The organism is Bacillota bacterium (genome assembly GCA_040757085.1).
Lineage (GTDB): Bacteria > Bacillota > Sulfobacillia > JACIYH01 > JACIYH01 > JACIYH01.
Window position 1 is genome coordinate 1 of sequence record JBFLXJ010000010.1, and the last position, 24,805, is coordinate 24,805.

General features: G+C 66.4%; 21 protein-coding genes. 3 read left to right on the forward strand and 18 right to left on the reverse strand.

The window, feature by feature from the left end; all coding sequences use genetic code 11:
- Together AB1446_03645 and proC are read right to left on the reverse strand one after the other, a co-directional pair.
- A partial coding sequence (locus AB1446_03645) for a proline racemase family protein (protein MEW6545993.1) occupies positions 1 to 716 on the reverse strand: 716 nt, incomplete at its 3' end.
- A gap of 60 nt (positions 717 to 776) precedes the next feature.
- Positions 777 to 1,652 (reverse strand): pyrroline-5-carboxylate reductase, encoded by an 876-nt coding sequence (gene proC, locus AB1446_03650; GenBank protein ID MEW6545994.1) that lies wholly within the window; start codon positions 1,650 to 1,652, stop codon positions 777 to 779.
- A gap of 418 nt (positions 1,653 to 2,070) precedes the next feature.
- Here proC and AB1446_03655 point away from each other — a divergent pair, with 418 nt between their 5' ends.
- Both AB1446_03655 and AB1446_03660 read left to right on the forward strand, forming a co-directional pair.
- Entirely contained in the window at positions 2,071 to 3,675 is a 1,605-nt protein-coding gene (locus AB1446_03655; GenBank protein ID MEW6545995.1) for an oligosaccharide flippase family protein, read from the forward strand.
- A 102-nt stretch (positions 3,676 to 3,777) separates the two neighbouring features.
- A complete protein-coding gene (locus AB1446_03660; GenBank protein MEW6545996.1) occupies positions 3,778 to 4,533 on the forward strand; it encodes a DNA-3-methyladenine glycosylase in 756 nt (251 codons plus the stop codon).
- On the opposite strand, the gene AB1446_03665 is transcribed toward AB1446_03660, so the two are convergent.
- The 10 genes from AB1446_03665 to AB1446_03710 form a co-directional block, all read right to left on the reverse strand.
- Positions 4,518 to 5,486, reverse strand: coding sequence for an MBL fold metallo-hydrolase (locus AB1446_03665; GenBank protein MEW6545997.1), 969 nt, complete (start codon positions 5,484 to 5,486; stop codon positions 4,518 to 4,520). The two genes, AB1446_03660 and AB1446_03665, sit on opposite strands and share 16 nt — an antisense overlap.
- Before the next feature lie 149 nt (positions 5,487 to 5,635).
- Entirely contained in the window at positions 5,636 to 6,835 is a 1,200-nt protein-coding gene (locus AB1446_03670) for a thiolase family protein (GenBank protein MEW6545998.1), read from the reverse strand.
- Between the two features lie 99 nt (positions 6,836 to 6,934).
- Complete coding sequence (locus AB1446_03675; protein ID MEW6545999.1) at positions 6,935 to 7,714, reverse strand: enoyl-CoA hydratase-related protein; 780 nt, start codon at positions 7,712 to 7,714, stop codon at positions 6,935 to 6,937.
- A 34-nt stretch (positions 7,715 to 7,748) separates the two neighbouring features.
- Positions 7,749 to 8,072, reverse strand: coding sequence for a 3-hydroxyacyl-CoA dehydrogenase family protein (locus AB1446_03680; GenBank protein MEW6546000.1), 324 nt, complete (start codon positions 8,070 to 8,072; stop codon positions 7,749 to 7,751).
- Between the two features lie 15 nt (positions 8,073 to 8,087).
- Positions 8,088 to 8,936 (reverse strand): 3-hydroxyacyl-CoA dehydrogenase family protein, encoded by an 849-nt coding sequence (locus AB1446_03685; protein MEW6546001.1) that lies wholly within the window; start codon positions 8,934 to 8,936, stop codon positions 8,088 to 8,090.
- A 108-nt stretch (positions 8,937 to 9,044) separates the two neighbouring features.
- Positions 9,045 to 10,232: a thiolase family protein gene (locus AB1446_03690; GenBank protein MEW6546002.1), complete on the reverse strand. Its 1,188-nt coding sequence runs from the start codon at positions 10,230 to 10,232 to the stop codon at positions 9,045 to 9,047.
- A gap of 202 nt (positions 10,233 to 10,434) precedes the next feature.
- On the reverse strand, positions 10,435 to 12,168 hold the full coding sequence (locus AB1446_03695; GenBank protein ID MEW6546003.1) for a long-chain fatty acid--CoA ligase: 1,734 nt from the start codon (positions 12,166 to 12,168) through the stop codon (positions 10,435 to 10,437).
- 79 nt (positions 12,169 to 12,247) lie between these two features.
- A complete protein-coding gene (locus tag AB1446_03700) occupies positions 12,248 to 13,366 on the reverse strand; it encodes a 4Fe-4S binding protein (protein ID MEW6546004.1) in 1,119 nt (372 codons plus the stop codon).
- Entirely contained in the window at positions 13,366 to 14,121 is a 756-nt protein-coding gene (locus AB1446_03705; GenBank protein ID MEW6546005.1) for a hypothetical protein, read from the reverse strand. The genes AB1446_03700 and AB1446_03705 overlap by 1 nt, the downstream gene beginning before the upstream one ends.
- A 2-nt stretch (positions 14,122 to 14,123) precedes the next feature.
- Positions 14,124 to 15,275, reverse strand: coding sequence for an acyl-CoA dehydrogenase family protein (locus tag AB1446_03710; protein ID MEW6546006.1), 1,152 nt, complete (start codon positions 15,273 to 15,275; stop codon positions 14,124 to 14,126).
- A gap of 288 nt (positions 15,276 to 15,563) precedes the next feature.
- Between AB1446_03710 and AB1446_03715 the strand changes: the two genes are divergently transcribed.
- Positions 15,564 to 17,666, forward strand: coding sequence for a sigma-54-dependent Fis family transcriptional regulator (locus tag AB1446_03715; GenBank protein MEW6546007.1), 2,103 nt, complete (start codon positions 15,564 to 15,566; stop codon positions 17,664 to 17,666).
- 530 nt (positions 17,667 to 18,196) lie between these two features.
- On the opposite strand, the gene AB1446_03720 is transcribed toward AB1446_03715, so the two are convergent.
- The 6 genes from AB1446_03720 to AB1446_03745 all read right to left on the reverse strand — a co-directional run bounded on the left by AB1446_03720 (position 18,197) and on the right by AB1446_03745 (position 24,690).
- On the reverse strand, positions 18,197 to 18,934 hold the full coding sequence (locus AB1446_03720) for a GntR family transcriptional regulator (protein MEW6546008.1): 738 nt from the start codon (positions 18,932 to 18,934) through the stop codon (positions 18,197 to 18,199).
- Positions 18,935 to 19,179: 245 nt separating this feature from the next.
- Positions 19,180 to 21,651, reverse strand: a complete 2,472-nt coding sequence (locus AB1446_03725; GenBank protein MEW6546009.1) for an endonuclease MutS2 — start codon at positions 21,649 to 21,651, stop codon at positions 19,180 to 19,182.
- Complete coding sequence (locus AB1446_03730; protein MEW6546010.1) at positions 21,630 to 22,142, reverse strand: MGMT family protein; 513 nt, start codon at positions 22,140 to 22,142, stop codon at positions 21,630 to 21,632. The genes AB1446_03725 and AB1446_03730 overlap by 22 nt, the downstream gene beginning before the upstream one ends.
- Complete coding sequence (locus AB1446_03735) at positions 22,139 to 22,759, reverse strand: YetF domain-containing protein (protein MEW6546011.1); 621 nt, start codon at positions 22,757 to 22,759, stop codon at positions 22,139 to 22,141. The genes AB1446_03730 and AB1446_03735 overlap by 4 nt, the downstream gene beginning before the upstream one ends.
- A 309-nt stretch (positions 22,760 to 23,068) precedes the next feature.
- A complete protein-coding gene (locus AB1446_03740; protein ID MEW6546012.1) occupies positions 23,069 to 23,896 on the reverse strand; it encodes a transposase in 828 nt (275 codons plus the stop codon).
- Positions 23,845 to 24,690 carry a transposase gene (locus AB1446_03745; protein ID MEW6546013.1) on the reverse strand — a complete coding sequence of 282 codons (846 nt, stop codon included), beginning with the start codon at positions 24,688 to 24,690 and terminating at the stop codon, positions 23,845 to 23,847. The genes AB1446_03740 and AB1446_03745 overlap by 52 nt, the downstream gene beginning before the upstream one ends.
- Positions 24,691 to 24,805 lie beyond the last annotated feature (115 nt).

Below are 24,805 nucleotides of genomic sequence, written 5' to 3' on the forward strand. Positions count from 1 at the left end.
GCCCCTGATAGCCCCACCCCCGATGGCCCTCCGTCGGCAGGTCCGGGCAAGCGCTCTCCTATGGTAATCAGGTCCACCTTCCGCCCCTTCACCTCGACCGACCGGGCTGCCTCCCACAGCAACGTCCCGGTTTCCAGCAGGCGGGCATAAGGCTGCCCGTCCAGGGGGGAAAGCCCCACCGTGGCGGCCTCGACGAAAGCATACACCAGTCCCCCGTACGCCACCTCCGCCGGCACCGTACCGCCGCGGGCAGACAGCGTCACCGAGCCCAGGTAGTACGAGGGGACGTTGGCGATGGTGACGCCCACCACCTCCCCGCCCTTCACCCGGACGCGGGCATCCACAGGGCCGGCCACCGTATCCAGAAGAACCGCCGTCTCCCCTTCCCGGGGAGCAACCATGCCGCTATCGATCAGCGCGGTCACCGTGCTGAAAGCGCTGTCGCCGCACATGTCAAAGTAGCCGCCGGGATGGAGGAAGATTACACCGGCATGGGCATCCCGCCTGACGGGAGGGATTACCACCGCCCCCAGCATGTTGGCGTGCCCGCGCGGCTCTGCGCACACGATCCCTCGCAACCAGTCCAGGTTTTCCCGGAAAAAGGCCTGCCGGGCGGGCATGTCCTCCCCGGGGACAAAGGGCACCCCGGACAGTACCACCCGCGTGGCCTGTCCGTGGTGATAATCCAGGCAGTAAAGGAAATGCCTGGCCCTCATCCCCCATCACCCCCTGCCCGGTATTTTGCCAGAGCAGGCGGCCGTTTTCCAGCCCCGGCGTCATGCTCCCGCGCTTTGCAACACGCCCCCGCCCCCCTGCTGGGAGGTAGCCAGCTCTTCCCTCATCTCCCGCGACCTGGCCGTCGCCCGCCTCACCGCTTCCCTGAGCGCGGAGACAAAACCCATTTCCTCCAGCACCTTCAAGGCGGCCATGGTCGTCCCGTTGGGAGAGGTCACCTTGCGGCGGAGCAGGGCCGGGTCCTCCCCGGTCTCCAGCACCATGCGAGCTGCCCCCAGCACGGTCTGCCGGGTGAGGAGGCGACTCACCTCTGGACTGAGCCCCACCTCCACCCCCGCTTCCGCCAGGGCTTCCATCAGCAGGTAAACGTACGCCGGTCCGCTCCCGCTCAGGCCCGTCACGGCGTCCAGCCACTCTTCCGGCACCGTCACCACCTGCCCCACGGCACCGAAGATGGTGCGAGCCACCTCTTCGTGCTCGTCGTTGCTCCACCGTCCTCGGGCAATGGCGGTGGCCGACTCCTTCACGTGGCACGAGGTATTGGGCATGGCCCTGATCACCGGGATGCCCTCGCCGAGGCCCTTCTCTACCAGGCTGCAGGGGATGCCGGCCGCGACCGACACCACCAGGTGGCGGCCCGTCACCAGTCCCCGTAACTGCTCCAGGGCAGTGGGGATGTCGGCGGGCTTGGTGGCCAGCACCACCACATCCGAGGATGCGCACACTTCTGCTTTGCTCCGGGTGGCGCGCACCCCCCAGCGCAGGGCCAGCATGTCCAGCCGCTCCTGCCGCGACCGGTTGGTGACTACAATGCTGGGCGCGAACGTCACCCCTGCCGACACCAGCCCCGCCACCATGGCTTCCGCCATGGAGCCCGCCCCGATGAAACCCATCCGCCTCCATCTCTCCGGTAACATTTCCGTCACCCCCACCAGCGACGAGTAAACAAAAATCCCTTCCGCCCAAGGGCGAAAGGGAGATGCTTCCGCGGTACCACCTTGCTTGGTCCCCCATGGAGGACCCGCTCTACCGGGCACGACCGGGCAACTGACCCGGTGATGCCGTCCCCTTCTAACGCAGGGACGCGGCCGGCTCTTCGCCGGCGGCTCGGGGGCGGGTTCGGACCGGCTCGACCGCCCGCCTTGCAGCCAGGGGCGAGCTCTCTGCAGGTTCGGCTGGGGTCCTACTGTTCCCCTTCATGGCCAGCTATGTTGTTAGCGGCATTGTATCGCCCCGCTCCTCCCCTGTCAACAGCAGCACGCGGTCACTCCGACGGCGGGACAGCATCAACCGGGAGAAGGTGGCCATAAGCATAAAGGGCGCGGAGGAACTACAGTGGACGACCACCGCGAAGGAACTGGGGCCCTTTTCGCCGCCCATGCGGCCGCCCGGATTGTAGACTTCCTGTACCGGATACTCATCGTGCGCGCGGTCGGCGCTGCCGCAGTGGGGGCGCTTGGCGTAATCGGGTCATTGTATGGACTCCTGGTCACCTTGGCCAGTGCCGGCATACCGGCCGCGGTCACCAACCTAACCGCAGAAAAGGCAGCCAAGGGAGACCGGGTCGGCCTTGAGCGCACCCTCTCCCTTTCTTTTCTGATTACCGGCGGACTGGGCGTCCTCCTGGCCGGCGGGCTCATGATCGCCAGCAAGCCCACCGCCCGTCTTCTCTTTCACGACCCATCCCTGCACCTGCCCATCCTGGCCCTGGCCCCCGCCGTGGCCATAGTGCCCGTCTCCGGTGTGTACCGCGGTTACCTCCAGGGCAGGCACTTCACCTACCCCACCGCCCAGGCCCGGCTGGTGGAAGCCATCGCCCAGACCGCCTTTGGCCTTTCAGCCCTGACCCTGGCCGCATCCCTGCCCCTGGTGTCGGCCACCACGATCCTGGCCTGTGCCATCACGGTGGGAGAAGCGGCAGGGTTGGTCTCCGTCTATGCCTCTTTCCAGCGCGTGCACGGCCACACCCGCCATCCCCCGCAACGTCGCGGCGACCCGCACGTGGTAGGTAGCGGTGTCAAGGAGGTGGAGCGTCTCGTCGGGCAGCACCTGGGGAGTCACCGCGGGGCTGTCGATGGCAGGGAAGGGCCGGCACGGCTGCGAGATGACCTGGGGACCATGTCCCGGTTTGCCTGGGCCTCCACCAGCGTAAGGTTGGTGGCCATGGCCTCCGGCGTCATCAGCGCCGCCATGATTCCGGCCTTGCTGCGGGCAGCAGGCCACCCGCCCGACCGGGCTCTGGCTCTATACGGCCAATTGGGGGGCATGGCCGGTCAGATCGCCTTCTTTCCTGCCACGTTGGTGTGGGCCTTCACCTTCAACCTCACGCCGGCCCTCTCGGCCTGCCGTACCCGGGGTGACACCAGGAGTGCTCCCCGCCTCGTGGAAGATTCGCTCTACCAGGCATGGATGCTGGCCCTTCCTGCTGCCGCGTGCACTTTCCTCTTAGCAGAGCCCCTGTGCCGGTTTGCCTTCGGCACCTCGGAAGCCGCGCTGCTGCTCGCGACCCTGGCAGTAGTCGCACCCCTGGTCACCATAGACCAGGTCATGACTGCTTCCCTCCACGGATGGTCGGAGCCAGGCCTGGCTTTCCGCAATTTCGCCATCGGGGAAGTAATCAACCTGGGACTCACATACCTGCTGGTGCCACGCCTGGGGCTGGCCGGAGCAGCAGTAGCGATCGGGATCGGGACCCTGATCGAAGCCCTCTGGGACTGGTTGACCCTGGCCGGCCTGCTGGGGCGGCGCCCTTCCCTACGTCGCCCTGCTTCCCGGGCGGGGCTCCCCGCCGCCGTATCCGGCTTGGGGGCCTACCTGGTACACCGGATAGCCGCCCCTGCCCTGGGCAACTCGCCGGCTACGGTGCTGGCTCTGGTAACAGCAGCGGTGGCAGTACTGGCATGGACCCGGCCGCGGGCGTCGCGGCTGCGGAAAGCTTGACTGCTCCTCCAAATCCCGCTACGGTAAACCAGGATGCCCCCGAGCAGCGCCCGGCGCTCTCGTACCGGGCGTGCCCGGCGGAAACAACCGGTAGATACCGAGGTGATTTCGTTGGACACCTGCCCGGACCGCATACCGGGAGAAAGGCTGCCCCGTGCGTTCTACGCCCGCCACGGCCTGGAGGTGGCCCCGGAACTGCTGGGGATGATACTGGTGCACGAGACGCCCGAAGGGGTAACCGCCGGGCGCATCGTGGAGGTGGAGGCCTACATCGGTCCCGAGGACAGGGCGTGCCACGCCTATGGGGGACGGCGCACCCCTCGCAACGAGGTGATGTGGGGCCCGCCGGGGCACGCTTACGTGTACTTTACATACGGGATGCATCACTGCCTCAACGTGGTATGTGCCCAAGCCGGGGTTCCCCATGCCGTCCTGGTGAGAGGCATGGAGCCGCTGGTGGGGTTGGAACTGATGGCTGCCCGGCGGGGCATCGCCATCCCTCCGAGCAGCCCGAGCGCCACCCGCCCCCACAGCGTCGCTGGCCCGAGACGCAGTGGGCGAGGTGAGGATGGCGACGCCCGGTGTGCAGACGGGCGGGACGGGTTGGCATCACTGTGGCACCGGCTGGGGGCAGGGCCGGGCCGCCTGTGCCAGGCCATGGGGATCACCCTGACTCAAAACGGGGCGGACCTGGTGACCGGGCCCCTGTACATCGTGCGGCCTCCCGGCCCCCTGGCGGAGGGTATCACCTCCAGCCCCCGCATAGGCATCGCTTACGCCGGGGAGGCCCGTGACTACCCGTGGCGCTTCTACGTTCCCGGCAGTCCGGGAGTATCTCGTCCTCAAAGGGCACGGTAATACAACTTGCCCCCTGTTTCCTCCCCCACGGCCTCTCCCCGTTGTTCCAGGAGATCCAGGTAACCCATCGCTTCCCACAGGCCGGAGAGCAACTCCACCCAGCTCAGGTGGGGATAGAGGCTAAGGCATACCTGGTAGGGAGTCTTCTCCCCCTCCATCAGCAGGCCCGCCACCGCTTCCTGGCGGCCCCGCAGGTAGCGGAGACGGGAGCTCGCAAAGGAAGCGGGCGAAGCGATGGGTTCCCCGTGGCCGGGGAGCACTCGCTCCACACCCAGGTGACGGATGCGCTCCAGACTCGCCACCTGATCGGCCATTCCCCGGTACCATCCCGCCCCCGTGGTCGCCGGCTCGATGAGGCTGTGACCATACGTGTCAAGGAGCAGGGCATCACCGCCCAAAAAAGTCCCATCCTTCTTGCGCAAGAACCCTGTGGAACAGGAAGAATGCCCGGGAACGGGGATCACCAGCCACTCGTCATCCCCCATCTGAACCGTGCTCCCCGGGTCGAGCCATCCGTCGGGCCCGCACTCCACCCGGAAGTCAGCCAGCCCAAACCGCACCCTCTTCAACTGGCGCAGCACCTCGCCCGGTACGCCCACCCGAGGGAGGAAATCGGTGAGGAAGTCTTCCCACTCCTGGACTCTGCCCGGCAGCAGCCAGCGTGATGTTGCCCGCGGCGCCAGCACCCTGATCCCGAACCGGCTCCGGAGGCGCTCACCGAGGCCAAAATGATCCTGGTGAGCATGGGTTATCACTACCTGCCAGCACTCACCCGGATACAACCCCTGCTCTTCCAGAAACGGCACCAGGGCGGCCCAGGCCTCCTCAGTAGGGGGACCGGTGTCTACCAGAGTGGGCAATTCGCCCCGCACGAGATAGCAATTGACCGGCCCCACCGGGTAGGGGGTGGGTAAACGCAGAGACGTTACCCCTTCCGGGACAAAATCGTTCACCCTCCTCGCTCCTTCCCTGATTCATGCTCCGATTCCATAAGATGGCATCTGGTATTTTACCACGAAGAGGTGCTTGCGACCACAGGTGCCGGGGGACGTCCCCCGGCACCACGATTTGCGATGATCCCTTTCGAGTAAGGCACACGCCGCTAGACGGCTTCCACGATCATGGCGATGCCCATCCCGCCGCCGATGCATAGCGTCACCAGGCCGCGCCGCGCCCCCCGGGCCCGCATCTCGTACAGCAATTTGACCAGCAGGATCGCCCCCGTGGCACCCACGGGATGCCCCAGGGCGATGGCCCCTCCGTTGGGATTGACGCGGGGATCGCCCTCCAGACCCAGCTCCTTCAGGACGGCCAGGGCCTGGGCGGCAAATGCCTCGTTCAGTTCGATCACATCCACCTGGTCGAGGCCCAGCCGCGCCCGCTCCAGTGCCATGCGGATGGCGGGGACCGGTCCGATGCCCATATACCGGGGGTCCACCCCGGCGACCGCCCACGAGACCACCCGCCCCAGCGGCTCCACCCCCCGCGCCTCCGCCAGTCCGGAGGGCATGAGCACCAGGGCCGCCGCCCCGTCGTTCATGGGGCAGGAGTTCCCCGCCGTCACGGTGCCGTCCTTCTTGAACACCGGTGGCAGCCGGCCCAGGGCCTCCATGCTGGTGTCAGGGCGGGGACCCTCGTCCCGCTCGAAAACCAGGGGCTCCTTTGCCCTGGGCTGGGGCACGAGCACGGGGACCACCTGTTCGCGGAAACGACCTTCGCCAAGGGCGACCACGGCCTTGTGGTGGCTGGCCAGCGCAAAGGCGTCCTGTTCCTCCCGGGTGATGGAGTACTTCTCGGCCAGGTTCTCTGCCGTCAGCCCCATGTTTACGTAGCCGAAGAGTTCGGTGGGAGAGCAGCTTTCCGCATTGCGGACGAAGGGATCGTAGAAAGTCACGTGCCCCAGGCGTGCCCCCCACCTCATCTCGTTGACGTAGTACGGGGCGCGGGACATGCTCTCGACCCCTCCCACCAGCACCACGCGGGCTTCCCCGCAGGCGATAGCATGCACGCCGCATATCACCGCCTGCAGCCCCGAGCCGCACTGCCGGTGGACGGTGTAGGCGGGCACCTCGATGGGGATGCCCGCCCAGAGCGCGGCCACCCGCGCCAGGTTGGGGGCATCGTTGGTCTGGAGCACGCACCCCATGATGACGTCGCCCAGTTCCCGGCCTTCGACCCCCGCCCGGGAAAGAGCCTCCTCCATCACCCGCGCCCCCAGCTTCTCCGGGGAGACGTCCCGCAGCGACCCCCCGAACCTGCCCACGGCCGTCCTCACCGCGGAGACAATGACCACATCCGTCACCGCAACCTCTCCCCCCAACCGGTTACATATACCCCGGGGCTGGCATCCTGGCCAGGGGCACTCCGGTCCCGCCCCGCGCGGACGGCCATGACCGGGTGGTCAGCGACCCTTGAATTGCGGCTTGCGCTTGCCCAGGAAAGCGGAGATGCCCTCCTTGGCATCTTCGGTGCCGAACAGGTGAAGGAAACCGGCCATCTCCGTCTTGAGGGCCTCGGGCAGGGGCTGCCCCATCCCCTCAAACACCACCTTCTTCATGGTGGCTATGGCCACCGGCGCCTGGGCTGCCAGCTTGCGGGCCAGGTTCTTGGTTTGGGCCATCAACTCTCCCTCTGGTACCACCCGGTTCACCAGCCCGATCCGCTGCGCCTCGGGAGCCTTGATCATGTCACCGGTGATCAGCAACTCCATGGCCCGCCCCTTACCTATCAGGCGGGGCAAGCGCTGGGTTCCTCCCCAGCCGGGCATGATCCCCAGGTTGATCTCGGGCTGGCCGAACCGGGCCGACTCCACCGCCACCCGGATGTCGCAGGCCATGGCCAGCTCCAGGCCGCCACCCAGGCAGGTCCCGTTGATGGCTGCGATCACGGGCTTGGGCAGGGTTTCGATAGCGGTGAAGAGGGCGTGGCCGCTTTCCAGGAGTTCCCGTCCCGACTGTTCGTCCAGGGTGGGAAACTCGGAAACGTCCGCGCCCGCGATGAAGATGTAGTGTCCGGAGCCCGTGATGATGATCACCCGTACCTCCTCATCCTGGGCTGCCTCGTCAATGGCCTGCCTCAATTCGGCGATGGTGGCCCGGCTCAGGGCGTTGGCCGGGGGCCGGTTGACGGTGATGGTCAAAAGAGGCGGTTCGCGGTCCACGAGAATGTTGTTGTACGCCATTTTCTTTCCCCCTTGAGCCGGCGGTAAGGAGGAGCTACCCTTCCCCGCCCGTGTATTCGAAGAAGCCCTTGTGTGTCTTCCTGCCCAGTTCCCCGCGTGCCACCATGGTGCGCAACCTCTCGGGTACGGCAAAAGCCTCCCCGTAGCGGGGATACAGCTCTTCCAGCTTGCTCAGCACCACGTCCAGGCCCATGCTATCCGCCCAGGCCAGGGGACCCTGGGGATAGCCGGCCCCTGCCCGCATGGCCAGGTCGATGTCCCGGGCGGAGGCGATCCCCTCGTCCAGGAGACGGCATGCTTCCACAAAACCCGCCAGCAGGAAACGGTCGACCAGCAACTGGGCCTGCTTCTCGTCCATGGCAAAGCCTCCTCCCTACTTCGTGTACGAGTAAAACCCCTGGCCGGACTTGACGCCCAGCTTGCCCTCTTTGACCATCTGCTCGAAAGGAGCCGGAGCAGCGAAACGCGGGCCCAGTTTCTCCAGGGTCTTGCACACATCCAGCACCACGTCCAGCCCCAGGGTGTCGGCCAGGGTAAAGGGACCCATGGGCGCACCCGCCCGCTCCTTGATCACCGCGTCCACTTCCTCGTACGGCACCCCGGTTTCGAGCTGGAAGTGGATGACCTGCATCATGGCCGCCAGCAGCACGCGGTTCACCAGGAAGCCCGGGCACTCCTTGACCCGAACGGGGAGCTTGCGCAGGCTCTCCACGAATTCGACTGCCGTGTCCACGGTCTCCTCGCTGGTCTCCCTGCCCGCGATCACTTCCACCAGCTTCATGACCGCGGCCGGGTAGAAGAAGTGCAGCCCCAACACCCGCTGGGGCCGGGAAGTGACCGCCGCCATTTCGGAAATAGACAGAGCCGAGGTGTTGGAGGCCAGGATGGTGGTGCTGGGCGTGACTTTATCCAGCTCCGCAAAGACCTTCTTCTTAAGCTCCATCTTCTCGGGAACCGCTTCGATCACCAGGTCCACGTCCCCGAACTGGTCGTAGGTGAGGGTGGGGGTGACCAGGGCCATCTTCTGCTCCATCTCGGCGGGAGTCATGCGCCCCCGGTCCACGCGGCGCTTGTATATCCCCCGGATGCGTTCCATCCCCCGATCCAGCATGGCCTGGTCCACGTCTTTGAGGACCACGGGAAGCCCGCTCCAGGAGATCACCTGGGCGATCTCGGCTCCCATGGCCCCGGCTCCTACCACCGCCGCTTTGAAGATGTACACGCTCATCCCTCCTTAACACGCCTACCCCGTTCCCCCAGGCAGCCGGCCGGCGCAGCCATCCGCCTCCGCCTCCTTGCGGCAGCGGGCCAGTGCGGCGGCCCCACACCGCTAAGCGCGGCGTTCCACGATTACGGCCCCGCCCTGGCCACCGCCCACGCACATGGTGGCCAGGCCGTAGCGCGCACCGCGCCGGCGCATCTCGTACACCAGGGTGTTGATGAGGCGCAGGCCTGTGGCTCCGATGGGGTGACCCAGGGCCAGCCCTCCCCCGTTGACGTTGGCGATCTCGTCGGAGAAGCCCAGCATCTCGCGGCAGGCCAGGTACTGGGCTGCGAACGCCTCGTTGATCTCGATGAGTTCGATGTCGCCCAGCTCCAGCCCGGCCCGTGCCAGGGCCTTCCTCGTGGCTGGCACCGGCCCGATCCCCATGATCCTGGGATCCACACCGGCGAATCCCCATGACTTCACCCAGGCCAGGGGTTCCAGTCCCAGTTCGCCCGCCTTTTTCTCGGACATCAACAGGACCCCGGCGGCGGCGTCGTTCATGGGACAGGAGTTACCCGGTGTAACCGACCCCCCTTTGCGGAACACGGCGGGCGCCATGGCCAGGCGCTCCAAAGAGAGACCGGCCTGCGGGCCTTCATCCTGCGCGACCACCTCGGGCTGGTCGCCCGGGCGCCGGGGGGGCACCTCAACGGGCACGATCTCCTCCTTGAACTTACCCATGCGCTGAGCGCGGAACGCCTTCTGATGGCTGGCCAGGGCCACCTCGTCCAGTTGCCGGCGGGTGAACCCGAACTGGTCCACCAGGTTCTCCGCGGTTTCCCCCATGAGCAGGCCCGTGTAACCGTCCGTCAGGCCCTCCCAGAGGGCATCGGAAAACACGCCATGGCGGAGGCGCAACCCCCAGCGGGCACCGTGCACCTGGTAAGGGGCCTGGCTCATGTTTTCCGCCCCCAGGGCCATCACCACCTCTGCCTCACCCAGCCTGATCAACTGGCTGGCGGAGACCAGCGCCTGCAGGCCAGCCGCGCAGTTGCGCTGCACCGTGAATGCCGGCACCTCGATGGGAAATCCGGCAAACAGCGAGATCTGGCGAGCGATGTTGGACTCCTTGGGGACCATGCCTCCTACGCCGCATATCACCTCGTCCAGCATGCCGGGATCGAGCCGGGCCCTTTCCACCAGGGCTTTGGCCACCACCACCCCCAGCTGGGTGGCGGGAACGTCCCGGAACGCCCCCCCGAAGTTACCCACCGGTGTACGGGCTGCAGCAACTATTACCGCTTCTGCCATCGTTTTTCCTCCTCACCTCGAAAATCCTGCCCCCGGTTCCGGAGCCGGATGGGGAAACCGGCACTTTCAGACAAACTGGCTGGCTCAAGGGGAGAACCGGGGTCCGGCCGGGTGCGATCCGCCGGGCTGCCCTGCCAAACAGTCACCGGGTGATCGTCTTTGTGCCGGCCCGGACCGGCCCCGGTTCCAGGCTCATGGGGCTTCAGCCCTCGGGCTGCCTCTTTTGCTTCTGCTTCTCTTCCTCCGCCAGCAGCCGACGCAGCACCTTACCCACGATGGTCTTGGGCAGTTCCGTGCGGAACTCCACCAGCCGCGGGACCTTATACGCCGCCATGTGCTGCCGGCAGAAGCTGATGATCTCTTCTTCGGTGGCCTGCTCGCCTTCCTTGAGCACGATGAAAGCCTTCACGGTTTCCCCGCGGTAGGGATCGGGTACTCCGATAACGGCTGCTTCTTTGACCTTGGGGTGGGTATACAGGACCTCCTCCACCTCACGGGGGTAGATGTTGTAGCCACCGGCTATGATGAGGTCCTTCTTGCGGTCCACGATGTAAAAGAAACCTTCCTCGTCCATGCGGGCCACGTCCCCCGTGCGCAGCCACCCGTCCTTCAGCGCGGCCCTGGTTTCCTCGGGACGTTTCCAGTAACCCAGCATGACCTGGGGGCCGCGGATGGCCAGTTCCCCCGTCTCACCCGCCGGTAACTGGCGCTCGCCGGTTTCCAGATCGAAGATGCAGCAGTCCGTGTCCGGCAAGGGAAGCCCGATGCTGCCCACCTTGCGCATGCCGTAAACGGGATTGCAGTGGGTGACCGGCGAGCTTTCCGACAGGCCGTACCCCTCCACCAGCTTTCCGCCCGTCAGGGCCTCGAATCTCTCCTGCACTTCGACGGGCAGGGGAGCTGAACCCGAGATGCAGGCTTTGATTGAACTCAGGTCGTACTGCTTGACCTCGGGGAAGTTGTTGATGGCCACGTACATGGTGGGGGCGCCCGGGAACAGGGTGGGCCGCGTCTTCTGGATGGTCTCCAGAACGTCCCTGGTGACCCACCTGGGCAGCAGGATCATGGTGTGGGCCCCCGCGACGGGGAAGTTCATGGCCGTGGTCATCCCGTAGGAGTGGAACAGGGGCAACACGGTCAGGCAGCGTTCCGTCCCCCGCTCCGAGGTGGGAACCCACTCCGCCGTCTGCAGGGCGTTTACCACCATGTTGTAATGGCTGAGCATGGCCGCCTTGGGGATGCCCGTCGTCCCCCCGGTGTACTGCAACACAGCCACGTCCCGGCGGGGATCGATTTCTACCGTGGGCGGACGCGGTGGCGCCGCCATGGCATCCCGCCACCGGTGGACGGTGGGTCCCCAGTCGACGCGGACAGCGTGCCCCTCTCGCCTGGCCTTGATGGGGTACAGAAAATTGAGGGGAAACTTGAGGGCGTCGGCTACGCTGGTGACGATGAGGTGCTCCAGGTGCACCTTCTCCCGCACCTTTTTCACCCGCGGGTAGAACAGGTCCAGGGCTATCATCACTTTCGCCCCGGAGTCGTTGAGCAGGTACTCCAGCTCCCGCTCCACGTACATGGGGTTGGCTGCCGCTACCGTGCCCCCCGCACGCAACACACCGTAGTACGACACCACGAACTGGGGGACATTGGGCAGCATAACGCATACCCGGTCACCCTTCTTGACCCCCAGTCGCGACAGGAACGCCGCCATCCGGGCCACCCGGTCACCCAGTTGCCGGTACGTCGTGCGGGCCCCCATGAAGATCATAGCCGTGTTGTCGGGATGAGTGCGCACCGCCTCATCCAGCAAGCCGGTGATGGGAATGAGGGGGTAATCAATGTGCTGCCTGACCCCTTCCGGGTAGTTGCGGGCCCACGGGCGCGTCTTCAGTTCCTCGGGATCCGTTTCCTGCTGGGGAATACGCTCTACCGCCACGGCGCTATCCCTCCTCATGATGAACGACAGGTCCTACTTGCCAACAGCAGGGCCTCCTCACACGGATACCAGGGCCTCCTCACATACCCAGCAGCGCTCGCACTACCTCCCGCGGCGGGAAACGGACCACGTAATCCGCTATTTGAACGAGAGCGTTGTCTTCCTCCGCCGTCACCGCCACCACGAGTTGGCTCTTCTGCACCGCCGCGTTGTGGGCAGGTGAACCCTTGACTCCCACGCCCACGTAGAGGGCGGGCGCGATCGGCCCCGTAGCCTCCAGGAGCCACTCCGCCGGAGCCAGGCCGGCTTCCACCGCCTCCTTCTCCGCTCCCACAGCTGCCCCCCATCGCCGCGCCAGATCCACCACTTCCGCCACCGCTTCCGGTGATCCCAATTCCACCCCTACCCCCAGCACCACCCGGGCGCGGTCCGGGGCAACCGCCTTCCCCAGGACCACCCTCTCCAGGACCTCCTCTCGCGCCGGGGTCACCGCCCCTACCTCCAGGTGACGCACGCTACCGGCCCGGCTCCGGTCCTGGAAGCTGGAACGCGCTCCCCAGGGCGCCAGGGTGACCACTAGCGGCTGGCGGACGGGCGCCACCGTCTGCCTGAACCTCCCCTGCGCCAGCGCGCGCACCGCCCGCAGGAACTGGTGCCCGGGCGCCCATTCCAGCGCTTCCGCCCGGGAAGCAAAACCAGCCTCCAGCAGGACGGCGGTGCGGGCCACGTCCGCCTCCCCGTCCGGATCGGCCAGAGCCAGGATGGCAACTGGATTCTCATGGGTGGCCGCCCGGGCCAGCAACCGAAACCCGGCGCCCTCTCCGTCCAGGACAAGCACCTGGTCCGCGCCCCGGGAGAACAGGGCCTGGCTATCGAAGCTGTTGCTGCGGACCACCGCCGCCACCTGGTAATCCCCTTCATCGGCCAGCGCCCGCGCCACTCCCAGGATACCCGTGGGATCCCGGCCCTCGGGAAGGTACACCCACACCGCCCTGCGCCCCCCCAACGAAGGCCGGCTTTCCGCCCCCGGCTGCGCCAGGGCCCCTTCCGGACAGGAGGGGACACAGGCACCGCATCCGGTGCAGCTTTCCGCGATAACGGCCACCCTCTCGACCACCTCGATGGCCCCAAACGGGCAGGAGGCCACACACTCCCCACAGCCGGTGCACCTGGCAACGATGACCTCTATCTCCGGCATCAGAGCACCCGCCTTTCCCGCAGCCGGGCCAGCAAGAGGTGGCAGGCCTCCTCAGGGTCCGACGCCTCCAGGGTTTCCCGCAGGGGACGGCGCCGTTCCGCGGATACCAGGGCGTGGGCGGTGAGGAGAGTCGGCGGAGCCTCCACCTGTACGACTTCCACGGGCACCCGCATCGCCTTGGCCAGCGCCATCACGGAAGGTCGGGCCGGCCGGGGCGCGTCCTCACTCACGGTGAGAAGAGCAGGCACTCCCAGACGCAGCGTCACCCGCCAGGGACCGCGGTCGCACTCTACCACCAGGCTTTCGCCCTCCCGGCGGGCATTCACCACCCCGGTGGCGAGCGGCAGACCCAGCAGTTCCGCCAGCATGGGGCCCACCGCAGCCCGGCCCTGGTCATCGGAGGCAGCGCCGCACAGGATCACTTCGACCGGATGCTCCCGCAGGTACCCGGCCAGCACCCGCGCCGCCCTCCCGGGGTCGGGGTCCAGCCAGGGCTCGGCGGAGAGCGGGTCAGGACGGTGCAGGCGTACCGCCCGGGACGCCCCCAGCGCCAGAGCCTGGCGCAGGGCCGCCTCGCCCTCCGGCCCCGTCCAGGAGACAACGGTCACCTCGGCCCCCAGACCCCGGGCCAGCGCCACCGCCGCTGCCTCTGCGGCCCCCAGTTGACGCTCGGCTTCAGTTCCGTCCACCACCCCCATCGAGAACACCACCTGGGACTGCACGGGCACCGGCCGCACGCACACCACGGCCCGCATCTTCACTTCCCCGCCTTCAAGAGATCCCTGGCGATCACCATCCGCTGGATCTCGTTGGTGCCTTCGTAAATTTTGAGGATGCGGGCGTCACGGTAAGCCCGTTCCAGGGGGTATTCCTTCATGTATCCGATCCCGCCGTGGATCTGCACGGCCATGTCGGCCGCCCTGTTCGCCAGCTCCGAGCAGAATGTCTTCACCATGGCTGCCTCTCGGGAAACGCGCAGGCCCTGGTCCACCTTCCAGGCGGCGTGGTACGTCATTAGTCGCCCGGCATGAATGCCGATGGCCATGTCCACCAGCATCCACTGGATGGCCTGGTTTTCGGCGATGGGCCGCCCGAACTGCACCCGGGTGTTGGCCCACTGAATACTCATCTCGAGCAGTTTCTGGGCCGCCCCCACCGCTCCGGCAGCCAGGCCTATCCGGCCCATATCCAGGGCTTTCATGGCCGTGACGAAGCCCATGCCCACCTCGCCCAGGACGTTTTCCGCCGGTACCTCCAGGTTCTCGAATATCAGCTCCGCGGTGTGGGAGCCGCGCAGGCCCATCTTGCGGTCGACCTTGCCCACCCTGAACCCGGGGAAGTTCTTCTCCACTATGAAGGCGGTGATCCCGCCGCGCGCGCGGAGGGCAGGATCGGTAACGGCGTAAACGATGATGATGTCCGCGATGTTGCCGTTGGTGATCCAGATCTTGCTGCCGTTGATGATGTACTTGTCGCCCCTGCGCTCGGCCCGCGTGGCCAGGTTTGCCGCATCGGAGCCGGCGTTGGGCTCGGTGAGGGCAAAGCAGCCGATCTTCTCCCCCGCACACATGGGGGGCAGGTACTTCTTCTTTTGCTCCTCCGTGCCGCCCAGCAGGATGGACATCCCGGCCAGTTCCACGTGGGGCGCCAGCACGTTGGAGAAGGCAGCATTGGTGCCCCCCAACTCTTCCAGCAACACGCACATGCCCAGTTCGCCCATGCCGCCCCCGCCGTATTCCTCGGGGAACGGGAGGCCGAAGAAGCCAAGCTCGGCCATTTCTCTGATGATCTCGGGCGGGATCTCGTCGTCCTCTTCCACCTTGTCGGCGATGGGCTGCAGGCGATCGTTGACGAAGTCCCGCACCATCTTCCGCAGGATCTCCAGTTCCTGAGGCAGGTTGAAGTCCAATCGGAGTCCCCCTTTCTCAGTTGCAGTGTGCGTGCCTACGGCGTCGCACCCGCCGCCACCGCCCGGGCAGAGCCGGGCACCGCTCTCTTGGTTGTGCAAGAACCGTGCCAAACGCCGACTCCCTTCCCCACGGGCATTTGCAGCCACGGGAGGTGACCGGGCGAGGCCACCGGCTGTCCCGGTAACAGGACACTGTCCTCCTGCCAGGACAGATGGCAAACCCGGGAAAGGATAGCGAGAACGTATGTAGAAACATTTCATTGATTGTCAGTTGCCGGAGGGTTGCCGGTGCGCGTCCGTGACATCATGTCCGCCGTCAAAGGCACCCTGCACCCATGGGACTCCCTCCAGGACGCCCTGCGGCTGTTCGGAGATGCCAAGGCGGATGGGGTTCCCGTGGTGGACGGCCAGGGCAAACTGGTGGGAATCCTGACCCGGTCTCACTTTTACCGCGCCCTGCTGCAGGGGTGCAGCCTGCAGGAGGCAGTAGATTTCCACATGTCGACCGGCGTGGTGGCCATCGGCGCGGATGCCTCCGTCGACACCGTCCTGGACCAGGTGCGCAGCATCCGGGTCGGGCAGGTGGTGGTGTGCGAGCAGGACGGTCGTCCCGTGGGAATGCTCACCAAGGTGGACGTGATCAGGCTCCTGTTGCGGGAGACCGATTTCCTGACCAGCGAACTGCTGGGAGTGCTGGAGGCCATGCACGCCGGGGTGCTGGCCGTGGATCGGGAATGCCGCATCACCCTGGTGAACGCAGCTGCCACCGCTCTGTTGGGACGCACCCGCTCCCAGATGGTCGGGAGGGCGGCGACCGAAATCATGCCCCAGGCTCCCTTCCCCACTGTCATATCCACCGGCGAGCCCATCCTGGGACGCCGCCTGGAACTGGCAGACCAGCGGCGGATCATCGTCAACACCACCCCCATCCGGCTGGGCGAACAGGTGATGGGCGCCATCGCCGTGATGGAGGATCTCACCGAGTACGAAGCGGTGGCGCGGGAACTGGAGAGCACCCGCCGGCTCCAGGAAACTTTGCAGACGGTGCTGGAGGCAGCATACGACGGCATCGCGGTGGTGGACGAAAAAGGGCATCTCACTATGATGAATCAGGCCATGGCCGACTTCCTGGGGGTGCGGCGCGAAGACGTCCTGGGCAAGCACTGCACCGAGGTGCTAGACGGAACCCACCTGCCCGAAGTGCTCCGGCGGGGGGTGGGGGAATACGCGCGGGTGGAGAACATCCGGGGGCGCAGGTACGTGGTATCCCGCTTCCCCATCGTCCGGGATGGACGGGTGGTGGGGGCAGTAGAGAAGGTGCTCTTCCGCAACCTGGAGGAACTCCGCCGCCTGGCCCGCCGCCTGGACCTTCTGGAGGGCCAGGTGGCTTATTATAAGGGTGAACTTGAGCGGGCGGGCGGAGCCAGATACAGCCTGGACGATATCGTGTGCGTGAGCGAGAGCATGGAGCGCTTAAAGCGTGAAGTAGAACGGGTGGCACAGGGCAACTCCACGGTCCTGATCCTGGGGGAAAGCGGTACGGGCAAGGAGCTGCTGGCCCATGCCATCCACCGAGCCAGCCCCCGGCGGTACGGCGCCTTCGTGAAGGTGAACTGCGCCGCCGTCCCGGAAGAACTCCTGGAGTCGGAGTTTTTCGGCTACGCCGAGGGAGCATTCACCGGGGCACGCAAGGGGGGCAAACCGGGCAAGTTCGAACTGGCCTCGGGCGGTACCATCTTCCTGGATGAAGTGGGCGACATGTCCCCGGCCCTGCAGGCGAAGATCCTGAATGTGCTGCAGGACCGCGAGGTGGTAAGGGTGGGGGGCACCACCCCCATCCCCGTAGACGTACGGGTAGTGGCAGCCTCAAACCGAGACCTCAAGGGGATGGTCAGGCAGGGCCGCTTCCGGGAGGACCTGTATTACCGGCTGAATGTGGTCTGCCTGCACGTGCCCCCCCTGCGGGAAAGGCCCGAGGATATACTCCCCCTCGCCCGACACTTCCTGGCCCGTTACTCTTCCCTGGCGGGTATTGGGGTGCGCGACATATCCCCCCGGGCGGCCGAGGCCATGCTGCGGTACCCCTGGCCCGGCAACGTGCGGGAACTCGAGAACGCCATCGAGCGGGCCGTCAACCTGGAACTGGGAGATACTCTGGAAATATGGCACCTCCCCGATGCCGTTGCCTTCGGGGCATCTACCGCTCCCGCCCAGCCCCCGCATGCGGACCACCCGTCCGCATCCATAAAGGAGATGGTCCGGGAGGCAGAGTGCCAGGCCATCGGCTGGGCGCTCCAGCGCACGGGCGGCAACAAGGCTCAGGCCGCTCGCCTGCTGGGGATGAGCCGGTCCCGCCTGTACGAGAAGATGAAGCGCTGCGGCCTCACCTGAACCGCACTCCCCCGATCGCGGACCCGTAGCCCGCTTTGTGGCCGCGTTTTCCGGGTCGGGCCGAGTGCTGCCAAAAGAAAGCCCCCCTTGCGGGGGGAACCTGCGGAGAGCTTAACCATATTACGGGCCAGCCTGGCTCCGGCCTGCTTTCAGGCCGCCTGCCCTACCTGCTGCACCTCCACGTCGTAATCCCTTCCGGCCACCCGGAGGTGCAGGTGTAATGAACGCGAGCGGGCAGGGGTTTTGCCAGACAAGAAGCTATCCGTTGCTGCTTCTCTTGCCGTGGCGCCTGGCGCGTCGGTCGCGTGATCGCCTGATCCATAGTTGGCCCCATCCCCTGGCGCATCCGGTAGGGCTTCGCGTACTCCGTGGATTGCAGCATCAGATCCATCGGCAGTTCCAGCGCAACTTACTCCTCTTTGCCGGGAGGCCAGATCAACTAGCTTCGATACGGCGAGTAGAAAACTCATGGCCGCGACCAATCCCGCCACTGTTACTGCCAACCCGAGCGCGATATGGAAGGTATCCATCTAATTGCCTCCCTGCCCGACCTGCCCCAACCGTACCGCGTTGCCCTGCCCGCTCGCGAAACCTTGTTTCGCCTGCCTGCCCAGAAAGCGCAAGATCTGCCGTCCCGAATGCTCGAGGTGCTGCCGCATGAGCGCCTCCGCCTGCACCTCATCCCCCCGCTCCAGGGCCTCCAGGATGTGCCGGTGTTCTTCCAGCACCTCCGCAGGGCTCCCCTCGGCTTGCAGGCTCAGCCGGCGGAACCGGGAGATGTGGTGGTCGAGCACCTGCATGAGCGAACTCAACCGCGCGTTCCCGGCTACCTCCATGATGGTGCCGTGGAAGATGCTACTGGTCTGGACCAGGAGATCCAGGTCCCCGCGGCGCCTCGCCTCTTCCCCTTCCCGGATGGAACGAGCCATGCGCTCGCGGTGCTCGGCGCGCAACCTCCCCGCCGCCAACCGGGCGGCCAGACCTTCCAGGACGCTACGCACCGCGTATACCTCGGCCACGTCCCGCAGGTCCACCTCGGCTACCGCCATTCCCCCCCGGGGGAGCCGCCGGGCCAAACCCTCATGCTCCAGCCGGCGCAGGGCCTCCCGCACGGGATTGCGGCTTATGCCCATCTCCTGGGCCAGCTTCGCCTCCACCAGTCGCTCGCCCGGGGCGAGGTGGCCGGAGATGATGGCCTCCCGCAGCACCTGATAAGCACGGTCGCGCAGGGGTATCGATTCCGGGATGTGAAGCCTCAGACTGGCCACGCCGCCGCACCTCGTAGCCGCATGCCGTTACTGCCCGGGGGAACCAGGCAGTATACGGTATACCGTCTGCCATGACGGTAGCACGCATGACGGCAGCGGTCAATCCTGCCCCGGGACGACCTGGCGCCGCCTGATGGCATAGGCGCCGGTGCAATCACACCAGCGCCCACCTGCGCTCCTTCTCTCTCCCAACATCCCTATCTCTCATCCGGCCAAATTTGGGAACATCTCCCCCGTGCGGGCCCTCACCTCATTTGCACGACCGTGGCTCCTTCTCCACCCTCGCTGGCGTCGGCCAACCGGAAAGACTCCACCTGAGGGTGACGGCTCAGGAACTCGGCCACCGCCCGGCGCAGGGCCCCGGTCCCCTTGCCATGCACTATGCGCACAGTCTTCTGTCCGGCCAGGACCACGTCGTCGAGGTACTTGCCCAGGACCTCCAGGGCCTCCTCCACGGTCATCCCCCGCAGGTGGATTTCGGGGGAAACCTCGCGGGCTTTGCGTATGGGCAGGTCCCCCGCCGGACGCCCTGCCGGTTCCGCCAGCAGCACCACGTCCGACGCCAGCACGCGGGTACGCAGTATGCCCACCTGGACCTCCACGCGTCCCTCCGCATCGGGGGGCGAAATCAGGTATCCTTCCCGCCCCGCCCCCAGGATGCGCACCTTGCTGCCCACAAGCAGGCGCTCTGGTCGCGCGGCCAGGTCACCAGCAGTGGGCATCCCTCCTTGCTCTCGTTCGGTCAGTCGCGGAGCGGGGGGCCTCTCTTGCTCCCTGCCCGGCGCGGGGGACAGCACCTGGCCAGGCTCCGTAGGGGGCAGGGCAGAAGCAGGGATCGCGTCCGCCCGCTCCCGTAACATGCGCAGGGTGCGGCGGGCCTCCTCCAGGGCCGCCTGCCTGCGCCGGCGGTCTTCTTCCCTGGCGGCCTGGCGCAGGGTCGCACTGACCGCCTCGATTTCCCGCCGGAGCCCTTCCACCAATTCCTGAGCCCGCGCCCGAGCCCTGGCCAGGGCCGCCTCCTGGCCCTCTCTGAGGACGGCGAGCAGGCGTTCTGCTTCCCGACGGGCCAGTTCGGCCTCCCGGCGCGCGCACCGGGCGGCCTCCAGTTCTTCGGCCGCGCGCATGCGGTCCTCGGCCAGCGCCGCCAGCAGGCCTTCCTGTCGTTGCTGATCGGGGGAAAGCAAAGAGTGCGCCCTGGCCACCACCTCCGACGGCAATCCCAGGCGGGCAGCTATGGCGAACGCGTTCGAGAACCCGGGGGTACCGATTTGCAACCGGTAGGTGGGCTCTAGCGTGACGGGATCAAATTCCACCGCCGCGCTCTCGACCCGGGGATGAGAATACGCAAATGCCTTGAGTTCCCCGGAGTGGGTGGTCACCACCGTACGGCATCCCGCCTGCTGCAAGTATTCCAGGATGGCCATGCCCAGGGCGGCTCCCTGGGCGGGATCGGTGCCCGCTCCCAACTCGTCGAGCAGCACCAGGGTGCCGGGCCCGGCATCCCGGATGGTGGCCACGATGTTGCGCATGTGGGAGGAGAAAGTGCTCAGGCTCTGCTCGATGGACTGCTCGTCCCCGATATCGGCGTGCACGCGCCGGAACACGGCCACTTCACTGCCGGGCTGGCAGGGGATGTACATCCCGGCCTGGGCCATGAGGGTGAGTAAACCCACCGTCTTAAGGGCCACCGTTTTGCCTCCGGTATTAGGACCGGAGATCACCAGGGTGTCGAAATCCCGGCCCAGGCGCACATCTATGGGCACCGCCGCGCGCCCCAGCAGGGGATGGCGGGCGCCCCTCAAGTCGAGCCGACCATCCTGATTAAGGGAGGGCCGAGAAGCGGACAGGGCCAGGGCATAACGAGCCTTCGCCAGCGCCAGGTCAAGCTCGGCCAGGGCATCCAGGGCAGCCAGCAGGTCCCGGCCGTGCGCACCCACCCGGCCGGATATCTCGGCCAGGATACGCGCCACCTCTTCCCGCTCTTCGACCGACAGGCGTCGCAGTTCGTTGTTCAGTTCAACCGTGGCCATCGGTTCGATGAAGAGGGTGGCACCGCTTGCCGACTGGTCGTGGATGATCCCGGGCACCTGGGCGCGGGCCTCCACCTTCACGGGTAGCACGTAGCGGCCGTCCCGCACCGTGATGATGGGCTCCTGGAGGTGGCGCAGGAACTGGGGCGACCTGATGTAGGATTCCATCTGATCCCGGAGCCGGCTCTGCAAGAGCCGCATGCTGCGCCGGATGCGGTAGAGGCGAGGGCTGGCCTCGTCGGCCACCTCGCCCTGCGGGGTGATACAGGTGGTGATGCGCTCCTCCAGTTCGGGCAGGCTCACCAGCACGGCCGCCCATCGCGAAAGACGGGGGACACGGTCCCGCTCCTCCTCGAGCAGGCGGCGCACCCTCCGGGACGCAGCAAGGGTGGCGGCCACATTCAGCAGTTCACCTGGCTCCAGGGTGGCACCCACCTGGGCACGGGCAACCTGCCTGCGCACGTCCTGCACCCCGCCCAGTGAAAAGCCTTCCTCCTCCAGCAGGACAGCCTCCGCCGTCTCCTGCAGCCGATCTGCCACCTCGCCGGCATCCGCCGAGGGCGACAAAGACAGGGCCAGTTCCCGTCCCCCCTGCCAGCAGGCGTGTTCGGCGAGCTGGCCCAGGATCCTGTCGAACTCCAGCACCTGTAGAGTGTGGGCGTCAGCTACCGGTTTTCCCTCTCCCAAAGCAACAGGGCCTCCTTCAAGGCCCGCCCGCCCCCGTATCCGCCCAGGTCCCGGCTGCCCACCACTCGGTGGCAAGGAACCAGCAGGGGCCAGGGGTTGAGGGCGCAGGCCCGGCCCACGGCCCGGGCGGCTCGCGGGCATCCCAGGCGGGCTGCCACCTGGCCGTAAGTGAGGGTTTCGCCCGGGGGGATATCCAGCAACACGCCGTACACCCGAGCCGTAAACTCCGACACCCGCCCCCAGGCCAGGTCCGAAATGGGTACGGGCCGGGCCATACCGGGTCTACGGGAGTATTCCTCCAGCCATCCCGCTGCCCGCACCAAGAACTCTTCTACCCCCGATCCGGCAGCCCCTTCCCCTGCCGGCAACACCTCACGGACCTGCTCCGGCGAGGGCAGGGGGAGCGTTACCTCCTCCACTCCCCGAGAGGAGGCAGCCAGCCCCACGTATCCCCAGCGCGTGGACACCACCCGGATTGACCATGCCTTCATGTTCCGCCCTCTTCCTTCGATTCGGACTCTGGCTGCTCAGCTTTCAGCAGCAGGCGGTGAATCTCCTGCCGCGTGCGTTCCAGGTTCTGCTGCAGTACCTGATCGAGCCGTTGGAGAGTCACCAGTTGCAGGTCCTTGGGGGTGACGGGCTGGGCGCCCTTCTGTTTCAGCACGCTGATCTGGCCGGTGGGTTCCAGGTAGGCCTCCTTGACATCGGCCAGGTTATCCACTTCTTTCTCGCGCAGGGCAATCGCCAGGTCTTCCAGCGTGACGCGCTCTCGCTGCAAACCCTGCATCTGGGGCTGGCCGTCTTTGACGAGGAGGGTCGAGGTGCCCTGGGTGACCTGTTCCAGCGTGCGCCACTTGGTGTTGGCCCAGGTGAGCAGTAGCTGCATCAACCCCAGGATTAGCACCGGGATGAGCCCGTGGTACAGGGCCCTCTCCTCGGTGACGGGGATGGCCACCATCTCACCTATCATGATTATCACGGCCAGGTCGAACGGCGCCAATTTTCCGACCGATCGCTTCCCCATCAGGCGGACGATGAACAGCACCACTACGTAAAGGATCACCGCCTGCCCGGCCAAACGGAGCACTTCCATGGCAATGGGTCGCAAGGCAGCCACCTCGACCCTAGTATGCAGCGACGGCCCTCTCCGCAGACTCCGCCCCCACCACCGAGATCGCCCACAGGATCTGCCCCGCTCGGTCCTCCGTTGAGCCTCCCCGCGAAGCCTCTGAGAAACTCGCTACCCACTGAGGCCGTATGCATCGCGGATTTGCGGTATTTGGGTATTTTCGTTGGCACTACACCAGGCCACCGGAGGGTTCGCCTCTGCGGGGGATTGCCGAAAACCCTTGCGGCAGTTGAGTTTCTGCTGAGTGTCCGCCATCTGGGTTTTTCATTTTGTTTCGCTCCCGCCCCTTCAGACCGCTCGAGGGCATACTACCGCTCTCTTCCGGCAAAGATTTACTATCTTCTTCACATTCATAACCGCAAAAGTGATGGCGGCCTGGACGTACACCCGCCACTTCCCCCGGTACCTGGCCCGGCCCAGCCCATGCCACTTCTTGGCCTCACCGAATACCCTCTCTATGATGGCCCGCACCTTGCGCCCCACCGAAAGCTTCACCCGACCGTCGAACCTCATCATGTCCGTGGAACCAACGTACACCAGCTTGTGCCCCTGACCGGGCGTCAGGCATTCTCCCCGCAGCGGACAGCACGAGCAGTGGGACGGCGAGAAGTAGAACATCACCCCGCCGTTCTGGTGGGGCGTGCAACCGATGGATTCCTTCCCCGCCGGACAGCAGAGCACCCTCCGGTCCCTGTCGTACCTGAACCTCGACAACTCCTTCTTGCCCTCCCACCGGCGGGGTATGTAGTCTCTCACTTGCTTCTCTTTGAGCAATTTGTGATTGCCCGCCGAGTCGTACGCCTTGTCCTCCGCCAGTCCCTCGGCCGAGATCCCCTTCCTTTCGTCCTTCTCCACCAGGCCGGGCAGCTGGGTTCCATCGGGCTCGTTGCCCCCCGTCACCTCGAAGGAGGTGACGATGGCCGACTCGTCACAGGAAGCGTGCACCTTGTACCCGAAGAAGGACTTGTCCCGGCCGGTGTGGCCCCAGCGGGCGTCGGTGTCGTGGAAGCTGCCGATCTCGGCCCGGCCCTCGGTAACCGCCCGGTAGCGCTCGACCACCTCCCTCACCGGCTCGGGCACCTCCTCCCCCAGGCGGGAGAGCAGCTCCTTGGCCACCTCCATCTCCCGCTGCAGCTTCTCCTGGTAGGTTTGTTCCGCCTGCGCCGCTCCTCCCGCTCGGCATCGAAGGAGGAGAGCTCCTGGGCACGGGCCGGGTCGCACTTCTTGAGCGCCCGCATGATGCACCGCCTGCCCTGGCGCAGGAGCCCGTAGGTGTTCTGCGCCGCCACCTCCGCGCACACCTTCGTGCTGTCCACCAGCTTGATCCGCTCTTTCAGGAGCCCCTTCTCTTTGGCCTGCCTGACGATCTCGTGCAGGATTTCGGAGAACCCTTCCTCCTTCAGCCGGGCCCGGAACCGCACCAGGGTGGTGTCGTCAGGGACGGGGTCCCGGACTCCGATGTGGCAGAACCAGCGGAAGAGGGCCTCCTCCCCCGGGGGCACCTCCGGCCGCCAGATCACTACGTCCGCAGGAGAGACGGTTCCGCCGAGCGCCACCTGGACGTACCGCCGGAAGGTGCTCAGACTCACATCTAGCCCTGCCTCGTCCCCGCAGGCGCTGCCATACAACGCTGACGGCACCGGTCTCCGCGAGGTCTTTCCGGATCTGCTCCCGGTAGGGCTCGATTCTCGCGAAGCTACCGCAGCGGAGGCGGTCATCGGCCGCCCGGGGGAAGCGCTGGCGCACGAACTCTGCCCACTCCTGGGGGAGCGGCGCACCGCCGGCGTGTAGCCTGCCTCCTGGGCTGCCTTGACGTACTTCCGCACCGTGTTGCGGGACAGGCCCAGGCTCCGGGCGATGGCCCGGATGCTTTTTCCTGCCTGCCAGTGTTCGAAGACCGTAAGCGTCAAATAGCGCCCACCTCGAGAACGCCCGAGGTGAACATCACCAGAAGCAGGGCAGGCCGCCCTTGACCTGATGGTTGCCGCGCTGGCGCAAGACAGTCAGTTTCGTCTGCCGATCCGG